Here is a 24,563-nt window from a genome sequence, read left to right as displayed (position 1 = left end):
CGGTCAAGGTCGCGGAGTGTAATTCATAATTACAGAACCACTTCCACCAAGCCCGTCAGCTTGGCAGGGTTTCTGCCCTCGCTGTCCGATCCGGTGCCAGCTCCGACAAAGGCCAACGCGGCCGCACATCAAAGCGGTAGCTGACGGTTTCGCTGCTCTCCGGCAGCAAGCCCGCCTGCACCCGCATGCCGGCGGCCAGGGCGATCATGGCGCCGTTGTCGGTACACAGGTCCAGCTCGGGGTAGTGCACCCGCACACCACGCGCGGCACAACCGGCATTCAGTTGCTGGCGCAACAAGCTGTTGGCCCCCACACCACCCGCCACCACCAGCCGCTGGAGGCCACTGTCGGCCACCGCCCGCAGTGCCTTCTTCACCAGCACCTCCACAATGGCCGCCTGGGTGGACGCGGCCACGTCGGCCACCACCTGGGGTGGCAGTTGCGCCACCGTGCCCACATCGTGCTGCGCCAGTTGTTTCTTGACCGTGGTCAGCACAGCCGTTTTGAGGCCTGCGAACGAAAAATCCAGATCGCCACTGTGCAGCAGCGGGCGCGGCAACTTGTGCGCCGTCGCGTCGCCCTGCCCGGCCAGGCGCGACAGCGCCGGCCCGCCGGGATAGCCCAGCCCGAGCAGCTTGGCCGATTTGTCGAAAGCCTCACCGGCCGCGTCGTCGATGGTCTCACCCAGCAGTTCGTAGCGCCCCACGCCATCCACCCGCATGAGCTGCGTGTGACCGCCCGACACCAGCAAGGCCACAAACGGAAACTCGGGCGGATCGGCGCTCAGAAAAGGCGAGAGCAAATGCCCTTCCAGGTGGTGAATGCCCAGCACCGGCTTGCCCAGCGCGGCCCCCATGGCCACCGCCACCCCCGCCCCCACCAGCAAAGCGCCGGCCAGGCCGGGGCCCCGGGTGAAGGCCACCAGGCCCACCTCAGCCAGCGTGCGCCCAGCGCGGGTCAGCACCTCGGTGCTCAATGGCAACACCCGGCGGATGTGGTCGCGGCTGGCCAGCTCGGGCACCACGCCACCATAGGCCTGGTGCATGGCGATCTGGCTGTGCAAGGCGTGCGCCAGCAGGCGCGGCACACCGGCCTGCGTGGCGGCGGCAGACGCGTCCACCAGCGCCACGCCGGTTTCGTCGCAAGAAGATTCGATTCCGAGGATCAACATGGTCCCAGTGTAAAAGCCCCGAGGGCACGGATATTGCTGCCGCCACGGGGACATGAAATCCGGACTCCATTTCCTGCTCGCCGCCAAATGCTGCGAAATCGGCGAGTTGCAGCAACTCACGCTCACCGCCGAATTGGTGGATGCGAGCGCACGTCTGGTGCACGAGCTGCAGCGCGAGCGTGGCATGAGCAACCTGTACCTGGGTTCGGCCGGGCAGCGTTTTGGTGCCGAGCGTTTGGCGCAGGTGGCGCAGACGGCACACGCCGAACATGCGTTGCGCCAGCACTTTGACCAGCTGGACACCCAGGCCACGCAGTTGCGCCAGGGCGCGCGGCTGTTTGCGCGCATCGCCTATGTGCTGCACGGCCTGGCTGCGCTGCCGGCCCTGCGCCAGCAGGTGGCGCGCGGTGCGTGGCTGCCTGCGCAGGCCACCGCCGCCTACACGCGGCTCATCGCTGGCCTGCTGGCGGTGATCTTCGAAGCGGCCGACACCGCCAGCGACCCGGCCATTTCGCGTCTGCTGGTGGGTTTTTTCAACTTCATGCAAAGCAAGGAACTGGCCGGCCAGGAACGCGCCACCGGCAGCGCCCTGTTTGCCAGCGGCCACGCCGACGACGCCGGGCAGCAGCGGCTGGCATACCTGATCGAGTCGCAAGAACGTGCGCTGGAGGTGTTTGCGCAGTTCGCACCGGGCGAGGCCGTTGCGCTGTGGCAGCGCAGCGACGATCCCAACACCCGAGCCGCGCTGGAACGCATGCGCCGCATGCTGTGCGCCACGGTCGCGGGCGGCGCACTCAACCCGGAGCTGAGCCAACGCTGGTTCGACACCTGCACCGAACGCATGGAGGCCATGAAAGCGGTGGAAGACCACCTCAGCAAAGACCTGCGCGCCGTGTGCCACCAGCGCCGCGAACACCTGGTGCAGGAGCTGCAGGCGCTTGATCAGGTACCCACCAGCGTGCTCCCTGCCGGGTTGGACTTTTTTGATGCCACACCAGACGGCTCGCCGTCGCCGGGCTTGCCCCTGGGGACGCAGCTGCAGCACTCGGTGCTGGAGCTGGTGCAAGCCCAGGCTCAGCGGCTACAGGCCATGTCGGCCGAGCTGGACACCACCCGCGCCAGCCTGAACGAACGCAAGCTGGTGGAACGCGCCAAGGGCCTGCTGATGGCACAGCGCCAGTTGAGCGAGGCCCAGGCCCACAAGACGCTGCGCCAGCTTGCAATGAACCAGAACCGCCGCCTGGTGGACGTGGCCGAAGCTGTGCTGGCACTGGCCGATCTGACCACGGGCACCGTGCACCCACGCACGGATGCTGCAACGCACAAATAACGTGCTTGTGCCCCGTGTCGGTGCACAAACAGCCACATCCCGTCCAGCGCAAGGGGCAAAACCAGCTGGCACACAAACTGCTTAACAGTTGACGAGGCACCCACCAAGGGCGGTGGGTGCCAACCGTCAGCCAGACACAGGACAACGGCGTCCGTATTCGCAGCGCAACCCGCGCTCCGAGACGGACGCCGTTGTGCTTTCTGGAACCGCATTTTTGTTGGCCTATAGGAGTTGAACATGGACACACCCGTCACACCCGCTGTCGCACACACCGACACAGCCTCCCGCCGCGACTTCCTCAAGACCGCCGCCGTCGGCACCGCCCTGTTCAGCACGCTGGGCCACCACGGCGTGTGGGCCGCCGGGTCGGATGCACCCGAAAAGAAAGATGTCAAGATCGGCTTCATCCCGCTGACCGACTGCGCCAGCGTGGTCATGGCCTCGGTGCTGGGCATCGACCAGAAGTACGGCGTCAAGATCATCCCCACCAAAGAGGCGAGCTGGCCCGGTGTGCGCGACAAGCTGGTCAACGGCGAGCTGGACCTGGCCCACGTGTTGTACGGCCTGGTGTACGGGGTGCACCTGGGCACGGCCGGCCCCAAGAAGGACATGGCGGTGCTGATGAACCTGAACCAGAACGGCCAGGCCATCACCCTGAGCAAGAAGCTGGCGGACAAAGGCGCCGTGGACGGTGCCAGCCTGGCCAAACTGATGGCCACCGACAAACGCGAATACACCTTCGCCCAGACCTTCCCCACCGGCACCCATGCCATGTGGCTGTACTACTGGTTGGCGGCGCACGGCATCAACCCTATGAAGGATGCCAAAGTCATCACCGTGCCGCCACCGCAGATGGTGGCCAACATGCGCGTGGGCAACATGGACGGCTTCTGCGTGGGCGAGCCCTGGAACCACCGCGCCATCATGGACGGCATCGGCATCACGGGCACCACCACGCAGGACATCTGGCCCGAGCACCCGGAAAAGGTGCTGGGCACCACCTCGGAATGGGTGCAGAAATACCCCAACACCGCACGCGCTGTGACGGCCGCCATTCTGGAGGCCGGCAAGTGGATCGATGCCGGTCTGCAGAACAAGCTCAAGATGGCCGAGACCATCGCCGACCGAGCCTACGTGAACACCAGCGTGGACGCCATCAACCAGCGCATCCTGGGCCGCTACCAGAACGGCCTGGGGAAGACCTGGGACGACCCCAACCACATGAAGTTTTTCAACGACGGCGCGGCCAACTTCCCCTACCTGAGCGACGGCATGTGGTTCCTCACCCAGCACAAGCGCTGGGGCCTGATGAAGGACCACCCCGACTACCTGGGCGTGGCCAAGTCCATCAACCGCATCGACATCTACAAGCAGGCCGCCAGCGCCGCCAAGGTCAGCCTGCCCAAGAGCGAGATGCGCTCGCACAAGCTCGTTGACGGTGTGGTGTGGGACGGCAAAGACCCGGCCAAGTACGCCGACAGTTTCAAGGTCAAGGTTTGAAGGAGCCCACCATGGTCAGCGCCGTGTTTCACGCCCCCCTGGATGCGAGTTCCATGAACCCCAGCACCGCCCCTTCTGCCCCCGAACGGCCCCTCGCCAAGGTGGCCCCAGCCGCCCCCAGCCGACCACCCTTCGACTGGCGCGGCATGTGGCTGCGCGTGTTGCCGCCGATCTTTGGTTTGGGCCTGCTGGTCGGCATCTGGGCCCTGGTGTCGGTGTCCACCGGCAGCAGCATCCCCTCGCCCGCCGCCACCTGGGAGGCCGCCGTCAAGCTGTTCAGCGACCCCTTCTACCGCAACGGCCCCAACGACCAGGGGATAGGCTGGAACGTGCTCTCGTCGCTGCAGCGCGTGGCCGTGGGCTTCGGCCTGGCCGCACTGGTGGGCATCCCCGTGGGTTTCATGATCGGGCGCTTCACCTTCCTCTCGCGCATGTTCAACCCACTGATCAGCCTGCTGCGCCCGGTGTCGCCACTGGCCTGGCTGCCCATCGGTCTGCTGGTGTTCAAGGGCGCCAATCCGGCCGCCATTTGGACCATTTTCATCTGCTCCATCTGGCCCATGGTCATCAACACCGCCGTGGGCGTGCAGCGCGTGCCACAGGACTACATGAACGTGGCCCGCGTGCTCAACCTCAGCGAATGGAAGATCCTGACCAAGATCCTCTTCCCCGCCGTGTTGCCCTACATGTTGACCGGGGTGCGCCTGGCCGTGGGCACGGCGTGGCTGGTGATCGTCGCCGCCGAGATGCTGACCGGCGGCGTGGGCATCGGCTTCTGGGTCTGGGACGAGTGGAACAACCTCAACGTGCAGCACATCATCGTCGCCATCTTCGTCATCGGCGCCGTCGGCCTGGTGCTGGAGTTCGCACTCATCAAACTCGCGTCCCTGTTTACCTTTGAAGAGGTGAAGGCATGACCACCAAATACATCGAAATCCAGAACGTCGAGCAGACCTTCAAGACCAAGAAGGGCCTGTTCCCCGCGCTGCGCGACATCCACCTCACCGTGGCCAAGGGCGAGTTCGTGGCCCTCATCGGCCACTCGGGCTGTGGCAAGTCCACCCTGCTCAACCTGCTGGCCGGGCTGACCGAACCCACACAAGGTGTGCTGCTGTGTGCCAACAAGGAAATAGCCGGCCCCGGCCCCGAGCGCGCGGTGGTGTTCCAGAACCACTCGCTGCTGCCCTGGCTGACCTGCTTCGAGAACATCCACCTGGCGGTGGAGCGCGTGTTTGGCGCTACCGAGAACCGCGCACAGCTCAAGGCCCGCACCGATGCGGCGCTGGCCTTGGTCGGCCTCACGGCGGCGGCGCAGAAGCGCCCCGGCGAAATCAGCGGCGGCATGAAGCAGCGCGTGGGCATTGCGCGGGCGCTGTCGATGGAGCCCAAGGTGCTGCTGATGGACGAACCCTTTGGCGCACTCGATGCGCTGACCCGCGCCAAGCTGCAGGACGAGCTGCTGGACATCGTGGCCAAGACGCAGGCCACCGTGGTGATGGTGACCCACGACGTGGACGAAGCCGTGCTGCTGAGCGACAAAATCGTGATGATGACCAACGGCCCGGCCGCCACCATCGGCGAGGTGCTCAGCGTGGACCTGCCCCGCCCGCGCAACCGCGTGGCATTGGCGGACGATGCGCGTTACCAGCACTGCCGCAAGGCGGTGATCGATTTCCTCTACACCCGCCAGGGGCACGTGGAAAAAGTGGCCTGAGCCGCTCGACGCCTGCGACGGCCCCCCACACCCGCGCGGGCTGTCGCTCCATCTGATGCAGTTGCTGGCACACAGTTGGCCAGGTCGCATGAATCTGTCGTGAAAAGTTAAATCCATGTCGTGAACTGTCAAGCGACTGGGGGCCGGATGTTTCATCATCGGCACGTCTTGTCCACAAGCCACCCCATTCCTTTTGGAGCGCCAGCGCCATGAACTTTCTTGACGGCCATCTTTATCCCGAGAACCAGCAGCCTCTGATCATCACCGCCGCGCCCTATGCGCCGGGCTGGATTCCCTCGGACTTCCCGGAAGACATTCCGATCACCATGGAAGAGCAGATCCAGAAGGCGGTGGATTGCTATGAAGCCGGTGCCACGGTGTTGCACTTGCATGTGCGCGAAGCCGATGGCAAGGGCAGCAAGCGCCTGTCCATGTTCAACGAGCTGATTGCCGGCGTGCGCAAGGCGGTGCCAGAGATGCTCATCCAGGTGGGCGGCTCCATCAGCTTTGCCCCCGAAGGACCGGATGGCGACGCGAAGTGGCTATCGGACGACACGCGCCACATGCTGGCCGAACTCGACCCCAAACCGGATCAGGTGACGGTGACCGTCAACACCACGCAGATGAACGTGACGGAACACGCGGGCGAGGACGACTTCCGTGGCGTCTCGCGCGGCTTCCCACACCTGTACAAGACCTACAAGGACATGATCGTTCCCTCGAACCCCAGCTTTGTCGAGGAGCACATCCGCCGCCTGTCCGAAGCCGGCATCCAGAGCGAGTTTCAGGTCTACAACATCAACAGCTTCGAGACCATCGAGCGCATGATCCGGCGTGGTGTCTACAAGGGGCCGCTGGTGATGAACTGGGTGGCCATCAGTGGCGGCATGGACCAGGCCAACATCTACAACCTGGCCAACATGCTGCGTGCTGTGCCGGACGGCGCTGTCGTCACCGTGGAAAGTTCGGTGCTCAACGTTTTGCCCATCAACCTTATCGGCATGGCGCTGGGCCTGCACGTGCGCTGCGGCATCGAAGACGTGCTGTGGAAGCAGGACCGCTCGGGCAAGATGAGCACGGTCGAACAGATCAAACAACTCGTGCGCATCGCGGGAGAACTCGGCCGCCCGATCGCCACCGCCCAACAGGCACGCGAGATATGCAAGATCGGCGTGTTCTACGAAACGGCAGAAGAAACGCTGCGTGAGAACGGCTTTGCGCCGAACCGCAAGGGCGGCAACCAGGGTTTTCTGCGAAAGCCTGACTGACCCCCCGCCCCATTGACGCCCCCTCCCCTGACTCAACAATAGGAGACAAGCCCCATGAACAAACACAATCTCAAGCGGCGCGTGGCGCTGGCGGCCGTGATGGCTTCGCTGGCGCCCTGGGCGCAAGCCCAGACCAGCGATGTCTGGCCCAGCCGGCCCATCACGCTGGTGGTGGCCTCCGGGGCCGGCTCCGGCGTGGACCTCGCGGCCCGCGAGATGGCACAGAAACTCAGCGCCTCTCTCAAACAGCCGGTGGTGGTTGAGAACAAACCGGGCGGCAGCGGCATGCTGGCGGGCAGCATGGTGGCCCGGGCCAAGGCCGACGGCTACACATTGCTCTACAGCAACGCGTCGTTCGTGACGGTGGCCCCTGCGGTCATCAAGAACATGACGTACGACCCGGTCAAGGACCTGACGCCTCTGGCCCAAACTGCCGTTGGCGGCATCATCCTCATGGTGAACAAGGACGTGCCCGCCAACAACCTGAAGGAACTTGTCGCGCTGGTCAAGGCGAATCCCGAGCGCTACAACTACGCGACCTGGGGCAATGGCTCGGCTGGCCAGCTGACCATGGAATGGCTGAAGCAGAAGGCTGGCCTCAAGATGGAGCACATCCCCTACAAAACCACACCCCAGATCGTGAACGACCTGGCTTCGGGCGTGTTGCAGATCGGGTGGAGCGACCCAGGCACGCCAGTGCCCATGATCGAGGCCAACAAAATCAAAGGCATCGCCATCAGCGGCAACAACCGCGTGCCCCGCACGCGCAACGTGGCCACCATGGGGGAACAGGGCTACCCGTTCGACTCGGTGGGCTGGTTCGGCATGTTTGGCCCGGCGAACCTGCCCAAGCCCATCACCGACCGTTTGAACGCGGAAATCAACAAGGTTCAGGCCTCGGCGGAAATGGCCAAGCGCATGGAGACCATGAACTTTGAGCCGCCACCGGTGAAAACGGCCGACGAGTTCAAGGCCATCATCGCGGCCGACGTGAAGATGTGGGCCACGATCGCCAAGGACGCCAACATCTCTGGCGAATGAGCGACCTCTGCGGCAGGTCCGCAGCACGTGCCCAAACACAAGGCGGTCCTCGGACCGCCTTGTTGTTTTGTGGTCATCGACTTTGTGCTCATCCATTCAGGCCCACACAGCGTGGGCTTTGCGTTCCTCAGGCCGCCTGCCGCAGGAGCTCGCGACCGATGATGAGTTGCTGCACCTGCGTGGTGCCTTCGTACAGGCGCAGCAGGCGGGCGTCGCGGTAAAAGCGCTCCACCGGGTACTCGTTGATGTAGCCTGCGCCGCCGTGGATTTGCACGCCACGGTCGGCCACTCGGCCCAACATCTCTGTGGCAAACAGCTTGGCGCAGGACACACGCATCGACACGTCCGGGTCCGACACATGGGCGGGTTTGCCGTCGAAACGCAGGGCCACGTCCTTCACCAGCGACCAGCCCGCCAGCAGCTCCGCCTGGCTGTCGGCCAGCATGGCCTGGATCAGCTGGAATTCGCCAATGGCTTTGCCGAACTGCTTGCGGTCGCGGGCGTAGGCGGTGGACTCATCGAGGATGCGCGAGGCCATGCCGCAGGACACGGCCGCGATGTTCAGGCGCCCCCGGTCCAGCACCTTCATGGCGGTCTTGAAGCCCTGGCCGGGCACACCGCCAATGATGTTGACCGCCGGCACGCGCACATTTTCCAGAATCACGTCACATGTCTGGGTGCCGCGCTGGCCCATCTTCCTGTCGGGCTTGCCGAGTGTGAGACCTGGCAGCTTGGCCGGCACGATGAAGGCCGAGACGCCCGCGGCACCCGGCCCACCGGTGCGGGCCATCAAGGTGAAGGCGCCGGCGCGCGGCGCGTTGGTGATGAAACGTTTGCTTCCGTTGAGCACGTAGTGGTCGCCATCGAGGCGCGCGCTGGTCTTGAGTGAAGCGGCGTCGGTGCCGGCGTCGGGCTCCGTCAGCGCGAAGGACATGATGAGTTCACCGCTGGCCACCCGGGGCAGGAATTCGGCCTGTTGGTCGGGCGTGCCGTCCATCAGGATGCCTTGGGAACCGATGCCGATGTTGGTGCCGAACACCGAGCGGAATGCCGTGGCCGTGCGGCCCAGCTCAAAGTTGACCAATACCTCCTGGCTGACCGACAGGCCAATGCCACCAAAGTCCTCGGGCACGGTCAGGCCAAAAAAACCCATGGCCTTCATGTCTTCGATGATGTCGGGCGGCACCTCGTCGTGTTCTTCGAGGTGATTTTCGGAGGGCACCAGGCGCTCGCGCACAAAACGCTGGATGGTGGTCAACAGAAGATCGAACGATTCGGTATCTAGGGCCATGGGGTTCCGGTAAAGATCAAAGGGGGACAACAGGGTCAGACGCCGCCTGCGCGCTGCAAATCCCGCAGCCCGACGTCATCCAGGTTCAACAGCTCGCGCAGCACATCGGCCGTGCCCTCGCCCAGAACGGGGGGAGCCCGGCGACCGGGTGGGCGTAGTGGTGCAGCAGTTGCCCGGTGCGTGTTCGATCGGATGTCAAGGCCTCATGAAGCCCCAGCACCTCGCCACAAGGGATGCCCGCATCGGCGAGTCGGCGCAGCAGCCAGTCGCGGGGGTAGCGGCGCAGTTCGGGCTCGATGGCTGCCAGCAACCGATCGCGGTGGGCGCTGCGCCCGGCGTTGGTCTTGAAGCGTTCGTCGTCGGCCAGGTCGGGACGCTCGATCACCTCGCGTGCAAAACGCTCGAACTGCAGGTTGTTGCCCACGGTGATCACCAGCGGGCCATCTGCGCTGTCAAACACCCCATAAGGCACGATGGACGGGTGGGCGTTGCCGTAGCGCGGCGGGTCTTTCTGCAATTGCAAGGCTTCCAGACCGTAGTAGGCGGAAATCATCAACCCGCAGTCGTACAAGGCCATTTCAATGTGTCGCCCCCGCCCAGTGCGCGTGCGTTCGTACAAAGCGGCCAACACCGCCTGGGCCGCGTACATGCCGGTGAACATGTCCACCGCAGCAACGCCGAATTTCAGCGGTTGCTGCTGAGGCTCACCATTGATGGCCATCAGCCCGGCCTCGCCCTGTATCACCAGGTCGTAGCCTGGCCGCGCGGCCTCCGGCCCGCTGCGGTCGTAGCCGGAAATGGAGCAATAGATCAGCTCGGGTTTGAGGGCCTTGAGCTGCTCATAGCCGAGGCCCAGTTTGTCCAGGCCTCCTGCCTTGAAATTTTGAACCAGCACGTCCGACTGCTGGACCAGCTCGCGCACGATGCGCTGACCGGCTTCGGTCTGGAGGTTGACCGTGACGGAGCGTTTGTTGCGGTTGACGCTGTTGAAGTAGGCGGTCTCGGTTTCGCCCACGCGAGCGCCCCAGTCGCGGGTGTCGTCACCACGGCGGGGGTGTTCGATCTTGATGACTTCGGCGCCGAAGTCGCCAAGGACCATGGCGCACCATGGGCCGGCCAGCACGCGCGACAGGTCGAGCACGCGCACGCCTTGCAAAGGCAAATGCATGGTCCGCTCCAATACAATGTGCGGCTGTTCAGCGCGACTTGTGCAGAAAACCCTGGTTACCGCCGTTGCGGTTGGGGGCAAAGCCGTTGGCGGCCAGGGCTTGGTCGGCGCTGTCGTAAAACACGCCGATCCTGCAGATGTCGCGCGCTTGCTGGGCGGTGGCGATGTCGCGGCCAAACTCTTCCGAAATGCGCACCAGTTGCTCGATCTGTTTGACCGTGCTTTGTTTGGCGGTGCGGCGCTGGTTCCACAACACGTCCTCGGTGCCACAGCGCACGTGCAGGCCCATGGCAATGCCCATCATGTTGACCGGCAGCACGTTGCGCACATTGCTCTCCACCGTCACCACCGCGCCGTCGGGCACGCCACGCATGAAGTTGCCCAGGCTGTACACGTTGGGGGTGTCCATGCCACCTCCGATGGCCACCCAGTTCATCACCAGCGGGCCTTTGTAGAAGCCGCGCCGGATCAGCCGCTCCACCGATTCGAAGCTGTTGGTGTTGTAGCACTGGAACGCGCTTTGAATCCCTGCCGCCGAGAGTCGGCGCACGTGCTCCTCCACCCACAGAGGGGACGCGGGCACGACCATGTCTTTGTAGGTGTCGAACAGCTTGGGGTTCTCGCGCGATGTGCCGATGACGTCGCCGTCTTCCATGTGGTCGGTCACGTTCATCTGCGATGTGTTCACCGTCACCGTGACCTGATCGGGCTTGGGATCGAGTTCGGCCAGCATGTGGCGCGTGTCGTCCGACAGCCATTTGGCCGCCTCGCCATCGCTTTCAGGGGCGAAGGAAATGGAGCCGCCCACCTGGATGATCATCTCCGGCACCGCCTTGCGCACACCGGCCACCAGTTCGTTGAACATGGACAAGCGCTTGCTGCCCTTGCCATCGAGTTCACGCACATGCAGATGCAGCACGGTGGCGCCTGCGTTGTAGCAATCGACCGCCTTCTGGATCTGTGCCGCCATCGTGACCGGGATGTCCTCTGGGAAGTCCGAGGGCAGCCAGCCCGGGGCGTAGGGAGCGGCCGTGATGATCAAGGGCTGCTGGTTTTCAGGGAAAAGGTGTCCGTCGAGGAAATTCATGATTGTTATGCGTTAAGCGTTGAGAGTTGCGCGTGAAGGGCACGAGGCGCTGAACGCTGAGCGCCCAACGCCAAACCTTTGTCAGTACGGCACGTCACCCACGATGGCGGCCCGTTCCATCTTTCGTGGTGCCGGCCAGTAGTCCATCACTGCATAGTGCTGGGTGCTGCGGTTGTCCCAGATGGCCACACTATTGGGCCGCCAGTTGAAGCGCACCTGGTATTCAGGGATGGTCGCCTGGCTCAACAGCAGATTGAGCAACTGACTGGCGCCGGGCGACTTGTCCAGCCCAAAGCGCACGTTCTCGGGCGTGTGGAAGTTGACAAAGTGAGTAGTGAAGCTGCACACGTTCAACACCTTTTCACCGGTTTCTGGGTGGGTGCGCACCACCGGGTGTTCGGCGGGTGGGTTGTCTGCGGCCAGCTTGCGGCGCGCCTCGGGGCTCATCACAGCGCCAAACGAATGTTCAATGCTGCTGCGCGCACGCAGCCCGTCGATCTTGTGCTTGATATCGTCGGGCAGGTTGTTGTAGGCCTCCACCATGTTGACCCAGATGGTGTCGCCGCCAATGGGCGGGCATTCGATGCAGCGCAGCACACAGCCCATGGCCGGGTTCTGGCGCCACAGGCCATCGGAGTGGTAGTTGTTCTCGTAGTTCTCCCGCTTGTCATTGCGGTAGATCTGCACCAGGCCGGGGTGCTCGGGGTCGCTGCCGGCGACGGGGTGGTCTTCCAGATCGCCGAAACGGCGCGCAAACGCCACGTGTTCGGCGCGGGTGATGTCCTGGTCGCGCAGAAATATCACGCGGTGTTTGAGCAAGGCGGCCTTGAGCTGTGCAAACAGGTCGGGGTCGCGGCTGGCATCACCGAGGTTGACACCGCTGATCTCGGCACCAATGGCGGGGGTCAGTTGACGGATGTGCATGGTGGTCTCCTTAGGATTCGAACTGCGTTGTCAGATGACGAAGATGGACGAGCCGGTGGTTTTGCGAGCTTCCAGATCGCGGTGGGCCTGAACGGCGTCTTCCAGGGCATACCGCTGGTTGATCTCTATCCGGATGCGGCCGGCCGCGACGTGGCCAAAAATCTCTGCAGCCAGTTCGGCTTTTTCCACTGGATCGGCGATGTAGTCGGCCAAGGCCGGACGGGTCAGAAAAAGCGACCCTTTGCGCGCCAGGATGTGCGGGTTGAAAGGCGGCACCGGGCCACTGGCCGTGCCCACACACACCATCAGGCCACGCCGCTTGAGCGAATCGAGCGATGCCTCGAAGGTGGTTTTACCCACGCTGTCGAACACCACGCTCACCCCCACGCCATGGGTGAGTTCACGCACACGTTGGGCCACATCTTCCACGCTGTAGTTGATGGTGTGGGTGCAACCATGGGCCAGGGCCACTGCCGCCTTTTCCTCGGTGGACACGGTGCCTATCACGGTCAGGCCCAGCAGCTTGGCCCACTGGGCCACGATCAGCCCCACGCCACCTGCCGCCGCGTGCAGCAGCAGGGTGTCCCCCGCTTTGAACGGATAGATGCGGCGCAGCAAATAGGCCGACGTCAGGCCCCGCATCGTCATGGCCGCTGCGGTTTCCAGCGCAATCCCCTCGGGCAGCTTGATCAGGGGTGCGGCGTCGATCAGGCGCTCAGTGCTGTAGGCACCCAGTGTGTTGGTGAAGCCGGTGTATGTCACCCGGTCACCCACGGCGACGGAGGTCACGCCTTCACCCACGTCTTCCACAATGCCAGCGGCCTCCACCCCCATGCCACTGGGCAGGGGCACGGGATAGGTGCCGTTGCGAAAATAGGTGTCGGCGTAGTTCAGGCCCACAGCCACATGGCGCAGCCGCACCTGGCCGGGGCCGGGCCGTCCCACTTCAACGGAGGTGCTGTACAGAACTTCGGGTTCACCGATGCGATCGAACTGGATGACTTGGGCCACATGGCCTCCTCGGGGGTTGGAAAGTGGAAATCGGACGCTGAGAATTTAGTTCCGCAACCTCTGTTCCAGCTTGCCATTCGACGACATTCGCTTATCATTTGACGACCCCTGCCCGCCGGCTTCGCCCCGTCTGGCCCCTGTGAAACCGAAACAGAAGTGGCGTCATGCGCAACCAACCCGTACAACGAAGCACCTCACTCAAGCGAGCGGCAGTCCTGTCGCATTTCGACGAGGTGGCGACCAAATTGGGTTTGAACCCCCAGCCCTTGCTGCGCAAGGTGGGACTGACACGGCAGATGCTTTCGGTGCCAACGAACATGATTCCGATGGACAGCACCGTGGCCTTGCTGGACCTGACGGCTCAGGCCAGCGGCTGCGACACCGTGGGTCTGATGATGGCCGAGGCCCGATCGCTGGCGGACTTTGGTCCCATCAGCCTGTTGCTGGTGCAGCAGCCGTCCATGCGGGCCGCGCTGCAAACCATTTCGCAGTACCGCCACGTGCTCAACGAAGCCCTGGGTTTGTACATCGAAGACAGCGGCAAGCAGACCATCATCCGCGAGGAAATCGTGACCGACTACCCCGGCAACGCCTGCCAGTCCAGCGACATGGCCGTGGGCGTGCTGATGGTGTTGTTCCGCGCCATCCTGGGCCCACAATGGCGTCCGCAGTCGGCGCACTTCACCCGCGTGGCCCCCAAGGACGTTCAGATTTACAAGCGCCTTTTCAAGTGCGCGCTGCAGTTCGAGAGCGAGTTCAACGGCCTGGTCTGTCAAAGCGCCGACCTGGACAAACCCAATGTGCAGGCCGATGCGGCCATGGCCAGCTACGCGCAGTCCTTCATGGACGCCATGCCCAAGCCGGGGGCGCGCTCCATCGTGCAAGACGTTCGGCGCTCGGTCTATTTGTTGTTGCCCATGGGACGCGCCAGCCTGGAGCAGGTGGCCTCGGGTTTTGGCATGAACGAACGGACCTTGCAACGCCAGCTCGACGCGGCCGGTGTGAGCTTCACCGCCATCCTGAACGAAGTCCGCCGCGAACTGGCGCAACGTTACATCGACAACACCAGCTACTCCATGGGGCGTGTGGCCGAGTTGCTGGGCTATTCGAACCTGAGTTCCTTCACGCGCTGGTTCACCGTGCAGTTTCAACACGCGCCGTCGCGCAAGCCACGCGGACAAGACCGGGCAAACCTTTCCGGTGGCATCTGAAGTCAAATATTTGTCGTGAAAAGTCAAGACCACTGAACCGCTTCTCCCAATAATCGCGCCCCATGCTGGAAACATGTGGAGCGACCGTGCAAGACTGGGCAACGCGTCTCAAGGTTCTGTGGCCAGGGGTGATGGTGGCCACCGTCGTGGCCATCGCGGCGATGTTTCTCGCCAGCCACTACGGCGCGCCGGTGATGCTGTTCGCCTTGCTGCTGGGCATGGCGGTCAACTTCCTATCGCAAGACAGACGCTGCGTGGCGGGCATCGAGTTCACCGCCAAACAGGTCTTGCGCTGGGGCGTTGCCTTGCTGGGGCTCAAGATCACCGCGGTGCAGGTGCAGGCCATGGGCTGGCAGCCGGTGGTGATGGTGGTGCTGGCGGTAGCGGCCACCATCACCTTTGGCATTGTCATGGCCAAGCTGATGGGTTTCAAACCCTTTTTTGGCTTGTTGTCCGGCGGCGCGGTGGGCATTTGTGGCGCTTCGGCTGCGATGGCCATTGCGGCGACCTTCCCCCACCACCCGCAGCGAGACAAGGCCACGCTGTTCACCGTCATCAGCGTGAGCACCCTGTCCACCGTGGCCATGGTGTTGTACCCGGTGCTGGCACGACTGCTGGGGCTGGACGCGGTGCACGCCGGCATGTTCCTGGGAGGCACCATCCACGATGTGGCCCAGGTGGTGGGAGCAGGCTACAGCATGGGGCCCGCCACGGGGGACGCCGCCACCGTGGTCAAGCTGATGCGTGTGGCGATGCTGGTGCCCGTCCTGGTGTTCGCGGCCTGGATGACCCACCGCCTCCATGCACAGTCACACGACGCCGCCACGGCCAGTGGCCAGGCCCCGCCATCGCGCCCACCCCTGCTGCCGGGTTTTGCCGTGGTGTTCGTGCTGCTGGTGGTGGTGAACAGCCTGGACACCCTGCCCCGCTGGGCGGTGGCCGGCGGCAACGAGTTGTCGCGAGCCTTTCTGGTGGGCGCGATGGCCGCCATCGGCATGAAGACCCACATCAAGGAGATCCTGAGCGTGGGCTGGAAACCCGCGGCGCTGGTGGTGATGGAAACCACATTCCTGGCCGTGCTGTTTTGGGTGCTGATGCGTTGGATGGTGGTGTGAGTCCGTCAATGGCCCTGCGCGTCAGACATGGTGGGGTTGTCCGAGCGCGCACCCACCACCCGGGCCGCCACCAGGTCCAGGCTGGGTCGGGTGTTGCCCTGTTTGTCGGTCCACACCTTGGGCGTGAGCGCGCCGGCCAGGCTCAGCGCGTCGCCGTCGGCCAGCGCCAGCAGCGCGGCACACGGCGCTTCGTCAAAAGCGATCACATTGACGATGAACTCTTCGTCGGCGCGGTTGCGCGCCAGCACACGGGCCACAATGAATTCGCGACCCGCCTTGTCGATGCGCCGCGAGGCATCGCCCATGAGGTGGCCGGAAATGAGCGCTTCGATCATCCGCGTGGCCGCTCAAAACCGGCGAGCACCCAGGCTTGCGCCGTGTCCACGTTCAGCTTGAACGTGGGTGCCACCGGAACACAAGCCAGCTCGTCGTCCAGCGCATCCACCGCCCGCAGCGTCGCGGTGGCGCCCTCCTCGTCGGGCACGATGCACAGTTCGACCCGAATGCGACGACCATCGACATCCACAGTGACGTTTTTGTTCAGCGCCGCATGGCGTTGCTGCTCAGAGCGGCGGATGAACTCCTTGGCCGTCTTCACCAGCGTGTTGAACGCAGCGGTGTCCAGCGGCTTGGGGTTCTTCTTGTCACGTCCCATGGTCCATGGCCCCACCAGGGCCGGCTCGGCTTCGCCATCTAGGTACATGGCCACCGCCCAGCCATCATCGTCTTCGTTCTTGATGACACGGGCGGTCCAGTGTTCATCGCTCCACACGCGGTCTTCGCGGATGGGTGCTTGGGTGTTTTCGCTCATGCGGCGATGGTAACTGGGGGCTTGGCTAAGCAACCGCGCAGCACCTGCCCAACTTGGTGCAACACGCACAACCCTGGGCAGCGGCATGACCGTGAAAGGCGGAAGCAAGTGCCGCCAGCGGGTGACGCCAACGGCTGCCGCACACGCCGACCACGTGGCACACGTCTTGCATAACCTCTGGCAGACGTGACGACGCGTCGCGCCCCGACCGCAACAGCGGGGCATGTGTGCACAACGCCGTGCATGCGCTGGTGAACGTGACCCGACCGCAGGCGGGTCTTGGATGGCTTTTGGGCCGCACTGTTGCACCCCATTTTTTGCCGCCAGGTGACCGGTCCGCGCCGCTGCGTGTGCCCTTCCGCCTGTGCGCCACGACTTCTTTCGTTTCCAGGCGAAACACAATCAGGAGCAGCCGCGATGAAGAAATCCAAACTGGTGATGGTGGGCAACGGCATGGCCGGCGTGCGCACGCTGGAGGAGCTGATCAAGATCGCTCCCGACCTCTACGACATCACGGTTTTCGGCGCCGAGCCCCACCCCAACTACAACCGCATCCTGCTGTCGCCGGTGCTCGCTGGCGAGCAGACGCTGGAGGAAATTGTCCTCAACGACTGGTCCTGGTACAGCGACAACGGCGTCACGCTGCACGCGGGCACCAAGGTGACCGAGGTGGACCGGGTCAAGCGCGTGGTGCACGCGGTGAACGCAGCCGGCGAGAAGGTGTCGGCCGAATACGACCGCTTGATCATGGCCACCGGCTCCAACCCGTTCATCCTGCCCATCCCCGGCAAAGACCTGAAGGGCGTGCTGGCCTACCGCGACATCGCCGACACCCAGGCCATGATCGATGCCGCCGCGCAGTACAAGCACGCGGTGGTCATCGGCGGCGGCCTGCTGGGCCTGGAAGCGGCCAACGGCCTGATGAAACGCGGCATGAGCGTGAGCGTGGTGCACGTCTCGCCCTGGCTGATGGAGCGCCAACTCGACGACGTGGCGGGCAAGCTGCTGCAGAAGTCGCTGGAAGAGCGGGGTATGACGTTCCTGATCGGCGCCAACACGCAGGAGCTGGTGGGCGGTGACGATGGTCGGGTCACGTCGGTGAAGTTCAAGGACGGCAGCGAGGTGCCGGCCGACCTGGTGGTGATGGCCGTGGGCATACGTCCCAACACCGAGTTGGCCGAGACGATGCGCCTGCACGTCAACCGCGGCATTGTGGTCAGCGACACCCTGCAAACCGTGACCGACCCGCGCATCTACGCCGTGGGCGAGTGCGCGGCGCACCGGGGCATTGCCTACGGCCTGGTGGCGCCGCTGTTCGAGCAAGGCAAGGTGCTGGCCACACACCTGGCCGAGTTCGGCATCGGCCGCTACACCGGCTCGCTCACCTCGACCAAACTCAAGGTCACCGGCATCGACCTGTTCTCGGCCGGCAACTTCATGGGCGGTGATGGCGCGGAAGAGATCGTGATGAGCGACCCCTTTGGCGGTGTCTACAAAAAGCTGGTGATCCAGGGCGACAAGCTGGTGGGCGCCTGCCTGTACGGCGACACGGTGGACGGCTCGTGGTACTTCAAGCTGCTGCGCGAGGGCCGCAGCGTGGCCGACATCCGCGACAAGCTGATGTTCGGCGAGTCCAACATCGGCGACGTGGGCCACGAAGGCCACAACAAAGCCGCCAGCATGCCCGACGAGGCCGAGGTCTGCGGCTGCAACGGCGTCAAGAAGGGCGCCATCTGCAAGGCCATCAAGGACAAGGGCCTGTTCACGCTGGAAGAGGTGCGCAAGCACACCAAGGCCAGCGCCTCGTGTGGCTCCTGCACCGGCCTGGTCGAGCAGATCCTGATGTTCACCGCCGGCGGCGATTACTCGGCCACGCCCAAGCTCAAGGCCATGTGCGGCTGCACCGACCACGGCCACGCAGCGGTGCGCGAAGCCATTGCCAAGCCCCTGCCCGACGGAGAAAAGCTGCTGACGTCTGCGCAGGTGTTTGCCCACCTGGGCTGGAAGACGCCCAACGGCTGCCCCAGCTGCCGCCCGGCCGTCAACTACTACCTCATCAGCACCTGGCCCAAAGAAGCCAAGGACGATCCGCAAAGCCGCTTCATCAACGAGCGCTCGCACGCCAACATCCAGAAAGATGGCACCTACTCGGTCATCCCGCGCATGTGGGGCGGCGAGACCACGGCCGACGAACTGCGCCGCATTGCCGACGCGGTGGACAAGTACCAGATCCCCACCGTCAAGGTCACCGGCGGTCAGCGCATCGACCTGCTGGGCGTGAAGAAGGAAGACCTGGTCAACGTCTGGAAAGACATCGGCATGCCCAGCGGCCACGCCTACGCCAAGGCCCTGCGCACGGTGAAGACCTGCGTGGGCAGCGAGTGGTGCCGCATGGGCACACAAGACAGCACACAGATGGGCAAGGACCTGGAGAAGGCCATGTGGCGCATGTACGCGCCACACAAGGTGAAGTTCGCCGTCTCGGGCTGCCCGCGCAACTGCGCCGAGGCCGGCATCAAGGACGTGGGCATCATCGGCGTGGATAGCGGCTGGGAGATGTACGTGGGCGGCAACGGCGGCATCAAAACCGAGGTGGCGCACTTCTTCGCCAAGCTCAAGACCGCCGAGGAAGTGATGGAGTACACCGGCGCCTTCATGCAGCTCTACCGCCTGGAAGGCTGGTACCTGGAGCGCACGGTGCACTACATCAACCGCGTGGGCCTCGATTACGTAAAGAAAAAGATCCTGGAAGACGCCGAGGGCCGCAAGGCGCTGTGGGAGCAGTTGCAGTTCGCGCTCGACGGCGAACCCGACCCGTGGTTCGACCTCCAGGAAGCCGCGGTGGACACCCGGCAATTCATTCCGATCAAACCCGTCTTCACGGCACAAGCCGAAGGGAGCGCCGCATGAGCGAAGCCAACTGGACCCCCATCTGCCGTGTCGAGGACATCCCGGTGCTGGGCTCGCGCCGTGTGGCGCGCGACGCCGGCCTGGACGTGGCCATTTTCCGCAACGACCAGGACGAGGTCTTCGCCCTGCTCGACCGCTGCCCGCACAAGGGTGGCCCGCTGAGCCAGGGCATCGTCTTCGGCACCAGCGTGGCCTGCCCGCTGCACAACTGGACCATTGGCCTGTGCACCGGCCAGGCCGCCGCGCCCGACGAAGGCTGCACGCCCAAGTTCGTGGTCAAGGTGAAGGATGGTCAGGTGTTCCTGGATGCCACGCAGTTGGCGTCACACGCTACCGATCTGACCCGTCCCATCGCCGGACCAACCCGCCGTGTTTTGTCCCCTCTCCCCCTGGGAGAGGGCTAGGGTGAGGGCAGGCGCCGTGCACACCCGCTCCGTCAACAGCCCTCACCCCTACCCTCTCCCAGAGGGAGAGGGACCCAAGTCGGAAACCCGCTCCACCTGTCCTTACTGCGGCGTTGGCTGTGGTGTGATCATCGCCTCCGATGGCGCACAGATCACCGGTGTGCGCGGCGACCCCGATCACCCGGCCAACTTCGGCAAACTTTGCACCAAGGGCAGCACGCTGCACCTCACGGCCACGCCGCAGGTGACGCGACAAACCCGGCTGCTGCAGCCCATGCAGCGGCTGCAGCGTGGCCAGGCGCCTGTGGCCATCAGCTGGGACGCAGCACTGGACCTGGCCAGCGAGCGCATCGCCGGCATCGTGCAGGCCCATGGCCCCGACGCCGTGGGCCTGTACCTCAGCGGCCAGTTGCTGACCGAGGACTACTACGTCTTCAACAAGCTGGCCAAGGGCCTGCTGGGCACCAACAACGTGGACACCAACTCGCGCCTGTGCATGAGCAGCGCGGTGGCCGGCTACAAGCTCACCCTGGGCGCCGACGCGCCCCCCGCCTGCTACGACGACGTCAACCACGCCCAGTGCCTGTTCATCGTCGGCAGCAACGCGGCCTACGCCCACCCCATCCTGTTCCGCCGTGTCGAGGAAGCCAAACGCGCCAACCCGGCCATGAAGGTCATCGTGGCCGACCCGCGCCGCACCGACACCGCCGAACTGGCCGACCTCTTCCTGCCCCTGCTGCCCGGCAGCGACGTGGCGCTGTTCCACGGCCTGCTGCACATCATGTTGTGGGAAGGCTGGACCGACCCCGCCTACATCGCGGCCCACACCAGCGGCTTCGACGAACTCAAGGCCCTGGTGCGGGAATACACGCCCGAGTCGGTGGCACAGACCTGCGGGCTGCGGAAAGAGGATTTGTTCACGGCGGCGAAGTGGTTTGCGACCTCGCCGGCCACGCTCAGCCTCTACTGCCAGGGCTTGAACCAGAGCAGCAGCGGCACGGCCAAGAACGCCACCCTCATCAACCTGCACCTGGCCACCGGCCAGATCGGTAAGCCCGGCGCCGGCCCCTTCAGCCTGACGGGCCAGCCCAACGCCATGGGCGGCCGCGAAGTGGGTGGCCTCGCCAACCTGCTGAGCGCCCACCGCGACCTGGCCAACCCCGCGCACCGTGCCGAGGTGGCAGCGCTGTGGGGCGTGCCCGATGTGCCCGAAAAACCCGGCAAAACGGCGGTGGAGATGTTCCAGGCCGCCGCCGATGGCGAGATCAAGGCCCTGTGGATTGCCTGCACCAACCCGGCGCAATCGATGCCCGACCAGGCCATCGTGCGCCGGGCTCTGCAGCGCGCCGAATTTGTCATCGTGCAAGAGGCCTTCGCCACCGCCGCCACCTGCGACTTCGCCGACCTGCTGCTGCCCGCCACCACCTGGGGCGAAAAGGAAGGCACGGTCACCAACAGCGAGCGCCGCATCAGCCGCGTGCGCGCCGCCTTGCCGGCGGCCGGCGAGGCGCGGCACGACTGGCGCATCGCGGTGGACGTGGCCCAGCGGCTCGAATCCCGCCTGCGCCCCGGCCAGCCCAGCCTGTTCGACTACCCCACGCCCGAGAGCGTCTGGCTGGAGCACCGCGACAGCACACGCGGGCGCGACCTGGACATCACCGGCATGAGCTACGCCCAACTGGAAGCGCAGCCGCAGCAATGGCCACAACCCGAGGGCGCTGCCCGGGGTGCCGTGCGCCTGTACGAAAACGGCGTTTTCCCCACCGCCGATGGCCGCGCCCGCTTCGCCGCCCTGCCCCACCGCCCACTGGCCGAGCCACGCGAATCGCACTTCCCCTTTTCGCTCACCACCGGCCGCCTGCGCGACCAGTGGCACGGCATGACCCGCACCGGCACCCTGGGCCGACTCTTCGGCCACGTGGCCGAACCCACGGTGCAACTGCACCCGCAAGACATGGAACGCCGGGGCCTGAAAGAGGGCGACCTGGTGCATGTGACCAGCAAGCGCGGCTCCATCGTGCTGCCAGCCCAGAGCGACACCGGCCTGGGCCTGTCGCAGGCCTTCATCGCCATGCACTGGGGGCCCGAGTACCTGAGCGGTCGCAGCAGCGTGGGCGAGCCCCTGGCCGGCGTCAACGCGCTCACCACCTCGGCCTACTGCCCCAGCTCCAAGCAGCCCGAACTCAAGCACGCGGCGGTCAAGGTGCTCAAGGCCGAGTTGTCCTGGACGCTGCTGGCCATGGCCTGGCTGCCGGATGACCAAGCGCTCAGCACCTTGACCGAACTGCGCCGACTCATGCCGTCGTTCGAGTTCGCGTCCTGCGTGCCCTTTGGAAGGGAACGCACCGGCGTGCTGCTGCGTGCCGCCGCACACGACGCACCCGACACCGCGCTGATCGAGCAGATCGAGCAACTGCTGGGCCTGGCCACACCCGACACCCTGCGCTATCACGACCGCCGCCTGGGCCAACGCCGTAACGTGCGCCTGGTGCGCAATGGCGAGTCCACCACGGTGCAGGGTTTTGTGCTGGCCGGCGACAGCCGCGCCGAAGCCTGGATACGGCCGGTGCTGCAAGAAGAGTTGCCCGCCGGCGGCTACGGCCGCCTGCTGCTGATGCCGGGCGCCAAGGCACCGGTGGCCGTGGTGTCCAAGGGTCGCCAGGTCTGCACCTGCTTCAACGTGAACGAACCCGCCATCACCACCCAACTGCAAGGCAGCGCGGGCAACGAAGAGCAGCGCCTGAGCAGCCTGCAAAGCGCGCTGAAATGTGGCACCAACTGTGGCTCCTGCATGCCCGAACTGCGCCGCCTGGTGCGGGCCACGCCGCCTGTGGCGACAGCCACCATCGCAGCCGCCATATAAGCCAAAGTCATTTGCACTGCGGGACAATCGCGCACCATGGGGATCAGCCACTACATCAAGGAGATCGGGCGCGGCAAGGACGGCGCCCGGGCGTTGTCGCGCGAACAAGCGACCGACCTGTTCGGCCAGGTGCTGGACGGCACCGTGACCGATCTGGAGGTGGGCGCCTTCTGCCTGGCCATGCGCATCAAGGGCGAAACCCCCGAAGAGATGGCCGGTTTCCTGGATGCCACCCGCGCCCGCAGCACGCTGCAGGGCTCGGCCGACCTTGTGCCCGTGGTGCTGCCCAGCTACAACGGCGCGCGCAAGCTGCCCGTGCTCACCCCCTTGCTGGCCCTGCTCCTGGCACAGGGCGGCCTGCCCGTGCTGGTGCACAGTGCGGCCACCGATTCGGTGCGTGTGCACGCGCCCACGGTGCTGGGCCTGTTGGGCATCGCGCCTGGCGCCGCTGTGGCAGCGGGCCAGGTGAGCCTGGCCCCCACCGACACACTGTGCCCCGGTTTGAAGCGCCTGCTGGACGTGCGCCGCGTGGTCGGCCTGCGCAACCCGGCCCACAGCCTGGTCAAGCTCATGAACCCCTGCGTGGGCCGCGCCCTGGTGGTGGGCAGCTACACCCACCCCGAATACGCGGTGTCGATGGCACAGACCTTCGAACTCGTCCACGCCGATGCCCTGCTGCTGCGCGGCACCGAGGGCGAACCGGTGGCCGACCCGCGCCGCGCGCCGCAGATGGACGGCTTTGTGGCCGGCCGACGCCAGCGCCTTCAGGACCTCCAGGCCGGCTCGCTGCAGCAACTCCCCGACCTGCCCGCACCCGACGCCGAGGCCACCGCCCGCTACACCCGCGCCGTGCTGGATGGCGACCTGCCCGTGCCCGCGCCGCTGGCCGCACAGGTGGAACACATCTTGCAAATTCACACCCAAATTCACGCCCAACTTCAACCCGCCAAGGCCACGCCATGACCACCCCTTTCGCCCCCACCGTGACCCTGGTCGGCGCCGGCCCCGGCGACCCCGAGCTGCTCACCCTCAAGGCCGTCAAAGCCATACAACGGGCCACCGTGCTGCTGGTGGACGACCTGGTCAACCCGGCCGTGCTGGAACACGCCAGCCCCAGCGCCCGCATCGTGCATGTGGGCAAACGTGGCGGCTGCAAAAGCACGCCGCAGGCCTTCATCGAAAAACTCATGGTCATGGCCGCGCGCGAGGGCGAGGCCGTGGTGCGCCTCAAGGGCGGCGACCCCTTCATCTTCGGCCGAGGCGGCGAAGAAGTGGAAAGCCTGCAGCGCGAAGGCATCGCGGTGCAAGTGATCAACGGCATCACGGCGGGCCTGGCCGCCGTCACCTCGCTGAACGTGCCCCTGACCCACCGCGACCACGCCCACGGCGTCGTCTTCGTCACCGGCCATGCCAAACCTGGTGACGACGGCACCGACTGGGCCGCCCTGGCCACCACCGCGAAGGACGCCAAGCTCACGCTGGTGATCTACATGGGCGTGAGCGGTGTGGAACACATCGCCAGCGGCCTGCTGGCCGGCCTGCCCACCAGCACCCCGGTGGCCATCGTGCAACACGCCAGCCTGCCGCATCAGCGCGAAGCCTTCTGCACGCTGGGCGATCTGGCACACACCGTGCGCGAGCAAGGCATGGGCAGCCCGGCGGTGATGGTGGTGGGCGATGTGATCAAGGGTGTTGCCGCCGCCTCGCACAAAACCGCACAACAGGCACGGCAAGCCGCCTGAAC

Annotated in this window: 21 protein-coding genes; 13 read left to right on the top strand and 8 right to left on the bottom strand. The window is 65.2% G+C overall.

Annotated elements, in window-relative coordinates; translation table 11 throughout:
- Nucleotides 1-55 precede the first annotated feature (55 nt).
- Nucleotides 56-1,171: a tRNA (adenosine(37)-N6)-threonylcarbamoyltransferase complex transferase subunit TsaD gene (gene tsaD / locus ACFQPB_RS04970; protein ID WP_382220268.1), complete on the bottom strand. Its 1,116-nt coding sequence runs from the start codon at nt 1,169-1,171 to the stop codon at nt 56-58.
- Nucleotides 1,172-1,223: 52 nt separating this feature from the next.
- Here tsaD and ACFQPB_RS04965 point away from each other — a divergent pair, with 52 nt between their 5' ends.
- The 6 genes from ACFQPB_RS04965 to ACFQPB_RS04940 all read left to right on the top strand — a co-directional run bounded on the left by ACFQPB_RS04965 (nt 1,224) and on the right by ACFQPB_RS04940 (nt 8,024).
- Nucleotides 1,224-2,501, top strand: a complete 1,278-nt coding sequence (locus ACFQPB_RS04965) for a nitrate- and nitrite sensing domain-containing protein (protein WP_382220266.1) — start codon at nt 1,224-1,226, stop codon at nt 2,499-2,501.
- A gap of 237 nt (nt 2,502-2,738) precedes the next feature.
- Nucleotides 2,739-4,001, top strand: coding sequence for a CmpA/NrtA family ABC transporter substrate-binding protein (locus tag ACFQPB_RS04960; protein WP_382220264.1), 1,263 nt, complete (start codon nt 2,739-2,741; stop codon nt 3,999-4,001).
- Between the two features lie 11 nt (nt 4,002-4,012).
- A complete protein-coding gene (ntrB, locus tag ACFQPB_RS04955; RefSeq protein WP_382220262.1) occupies nt 4,013-4,918 on the top strand; it encodes a nitrate ABC transporter permease in 906 nt (301 codons plus the stop codon).
- Complete coding sequence (locus ACFQPB_RS04950) at nt 4,915-5,715, top strand: ABC transporter ATP-binding protein (protein ID WP_382220260.1); 801 nt, start codon at nt 4,915-4,917, stop codon at nt 5,713-5,715. The genes ntrB and ACFQPB_RS04950 overlap by 4 nt, the downstream gene beginning before the upstream one ends.
- 209 nt (nt 5,716-5,924) lie before the next feature.
- Entirely contained in the window at nt 5,925-6,983 is a 1,059-nt protein-coding gene (locus ACFQPB_RS04945) for a beta-keto acid cleavage family enzyme (RefSeq protein ID WP_382220258.1), read from the top strand.
- 54 nt (nt 6,984-7,037) lie between these two features.
- Entirely contained in the window at nt 7,038-8,024 is a 987-nt protein-coding gene (locus ACFQPB_RS04940; protein ID WP_382220256.1) for a Bug family tripartite tricarboxylate transporter substrate binding protein, read from the top strand.
- Between the two features lie 127 nt (nt 8,025-8,151).
- Here ACFQPB_RS04940 and ACFQPB_RS04935 read toward each other — a convergent pair whose 3' ends face one another.
- From ACFQPB_RS04935 to ACFQPB_RS04915, 5 genes are all read right to left on the bottom strand, one after another.
- Nucleotides 8,152-9,315, bottom strand: a complete 1,164-nt coding sequence (locus tag ACFQPB_RS04935; RefSeq protein WP_382220254.1) for an acyl-CoA dehydrogenase family protein — start codon at nt 9,313-9,315, stop codon at nt 8,152-8,154.
- An 85-nt stretch (nt 9,316-9,400) separates the two neighbouring features.
- Complete coding sequence (locus tag ACFQPB_RS04930) at nt 9,401-10,483, bottom strand: CaiB/BaiF CoA transferase family protein (protein WP_382220252.1); 1,083 nt, start codon at nt 10,481-10,483, stop codon at nt 9,401-9,403.
- A 28-nt stretch (nt 10,484-10,511) separates the two neighbouring features.
- On the bottom strand, nt 10,512-11,570 hold the full coding sequence (locus ACFQPB_RS04925; RefSeq protein WP_382220250.1) for a beta-keto acid cleavage family enzyme: 1,059 nt from the start codon (nt 11,568-11,570) through the stop codon (nt 10,512-10,514).
- 81 nt (nt 11,571-11,651) lie between these two features.
- Entirely contained in the window at nt 11,652-12,494 is an 843-nt protein-coding gene (locus ACFQPB_RS04920) for a TauD/TfdA dioxygenase family protein (RefSeq protein ID WP_382220248.1), read from the bottom strand.
- A gap of 30 nt (nt 12,495-12,524) precedes the next feature.
- Nucleotides 12,525-13,550, bottom strand: a complete 1,026-nt coding sequence (locus tag ACFQPB_RS04915) for a quinone oxidoreductase family protein (RefSeq protein WP_382220928.1) — start codon at nt 13,548-13,550, stop codon at nt 12,525-12,527.
- A gap of 119 nt (nt 13,551-13,669) precedes the next feature.
- On the opposite strand from ACFQPB_RS04915, the gene ACFQPB_RS04910 reads away from it, so the two are divergent.
- Both ACFQPB_RS04910 and ACFQPB_RS04905 read left to right on the top strand, forming a co-directional pair.
- Nucleotides 13,670-14,716: an AraC family transcriptional regulator gene (locus ACFQPB_RS04910; protein WP_382220246.1), complete on the top strand. Its 1,047-nt coding sequence runs from the start codon at nt 13,670-13,672 to the stop codon at nt 14,714-14,716.
- 62 nt (nt 14,717-14,778) lie between these two features.
- Nucleotides 14,779-15,831 carry a YeiH family protein gene (locus ACFQPB_RS04905; RefSeq protein WP_382220244.1) on the top strand — a complete coding sequence of 351 codons (1,053 nt, stop codon included), beginning with the start codon at nt 14,779-14,781 and terminating at the stop codon, nt 15,829-15,831.
- Nucleotides 15,832-15,836: 5 nt separating this feature from the next.
- On the opposite strand, the gene ACFQPB_RS04900 is transcribed toward ACFQPB_RS04905, so the two are convergent.
- Both ACFQPB_RS04900 and ACFQPB_RS04895 read right to left on the bottom strand, forming a co-directional pair.
- Nucleotides 15,837-16,166 (bottom strand): single-stranded DNA-binding protein, encoded by a 330-nt coding sequence (locus tag ACFQPB_RS04900; protein ID WP_382220243.1) that lies wholly within the window; start codon nt 16,164-16,166, stop codon nt 15,837-15,839.
- Nucleotides 16,163-16,642: a hypothetical protein gene (locus ACFQPB_RS04895; RefSeq protein WP_382220241.1), complete on the bottom strand. Its 480-nt coding sequence runs from the start codon at nt 16,640-16,642 to the stop codon at nt 16,163-16,165. Before ACFQPB_RS04895 ends, ACFQPB_RS04900 begins: the two co-directional genes overlap by 4 nt.
- A 417-nt stretch (nt 16,643-17,059) precedes the next feature.
- Here ACFQPB_RS04895 and nirB point away from each other — a divergent pair, with 417 nt between their 5' ends.
- From nirB to cobA, 5 genes are read left to right on the top strand one after another with little or no spacing between them, the layout of a single operon-like run.
- Nucleotides 17,060-19,552, top strand: a complete 2,493-nt coding sequence (gene nirB, locus ACFQPB_RS04890) for a nitrite reductase large subunit NirB (protein WP_382220239.1) — start codon at nt 17,060-17,062, stop codon at nt 19,550-19,552.
- Nucleotides 19,549-19,956 carry a nitrite reductase small subunit NirD gene (nirD, locus tag ACFQPB_RS04885; protein ID WP_382204242.1) on the top strand — a complete coding sequence of 136 codons (408 nt, stop codon included), beginning with the start codon at nt 19,549-19,551 and terminating at the stop codon, nt 19,954-19,956. The genes nirB and nirD overlap by 4 nt, the downstream gene beginning before the upstream one ends.
- 16 nt (nt 19,957-19,972) lie before the next feature.
- Nucleotides 19,973-22,819: a nitrate reductase gene (locus tag ACFQPB_RS04880; RefSeq protein WP_382220237.1), complete on the top strand. Its 2,847-nt coding sequence runs from the start codon at nt 19,973-19,975 to the stop codon at nt 22,817-22,819.
- A gap of 36 nt (nt 22,820-22,855) precedes the next feature.
- Complete coding sequence (ybiB, locus tag ACFQPB_RS04875) at nt 22,856-23,782, top strand: DNA-binding protein YbiB (protein WP_382220236.1); 927 nt, start codon at nt 22,856-22,858, stop codon at nt 23,780-23,782.
- Entirely contained in the window at nt 23,779-24,561 is a 783-nt protein-coding gene (gene cobA, locus ACFQPB_RS04870) for a uroporphyrinogen-III C-methyltransferase (protein ID WP_382220234.1), read from the top strand. The genes ybiB and cobA overlap by 4 nt, the downstream gene beginning before the upstream one ends.
- Nucleotides 24,562-24,563 lie beyond the last annotated feature (2 nt).

This window comes from Hydrogenophaga atypica (assembly GCF_042665215.1).
Taxonomy (GTDB): domain Bacteria; phylum Pseudomonadota; class Gammaproteobacteria; order Burkholderiales; family Burkholderiaceae_C; genus Hydrogenophaga; species Hydrogenophaga defluvii_A.
Note: the sequence above shows the minus strand (reverse complement) of the source record. Positions and strands in the feature narration are given on the sequence as shown.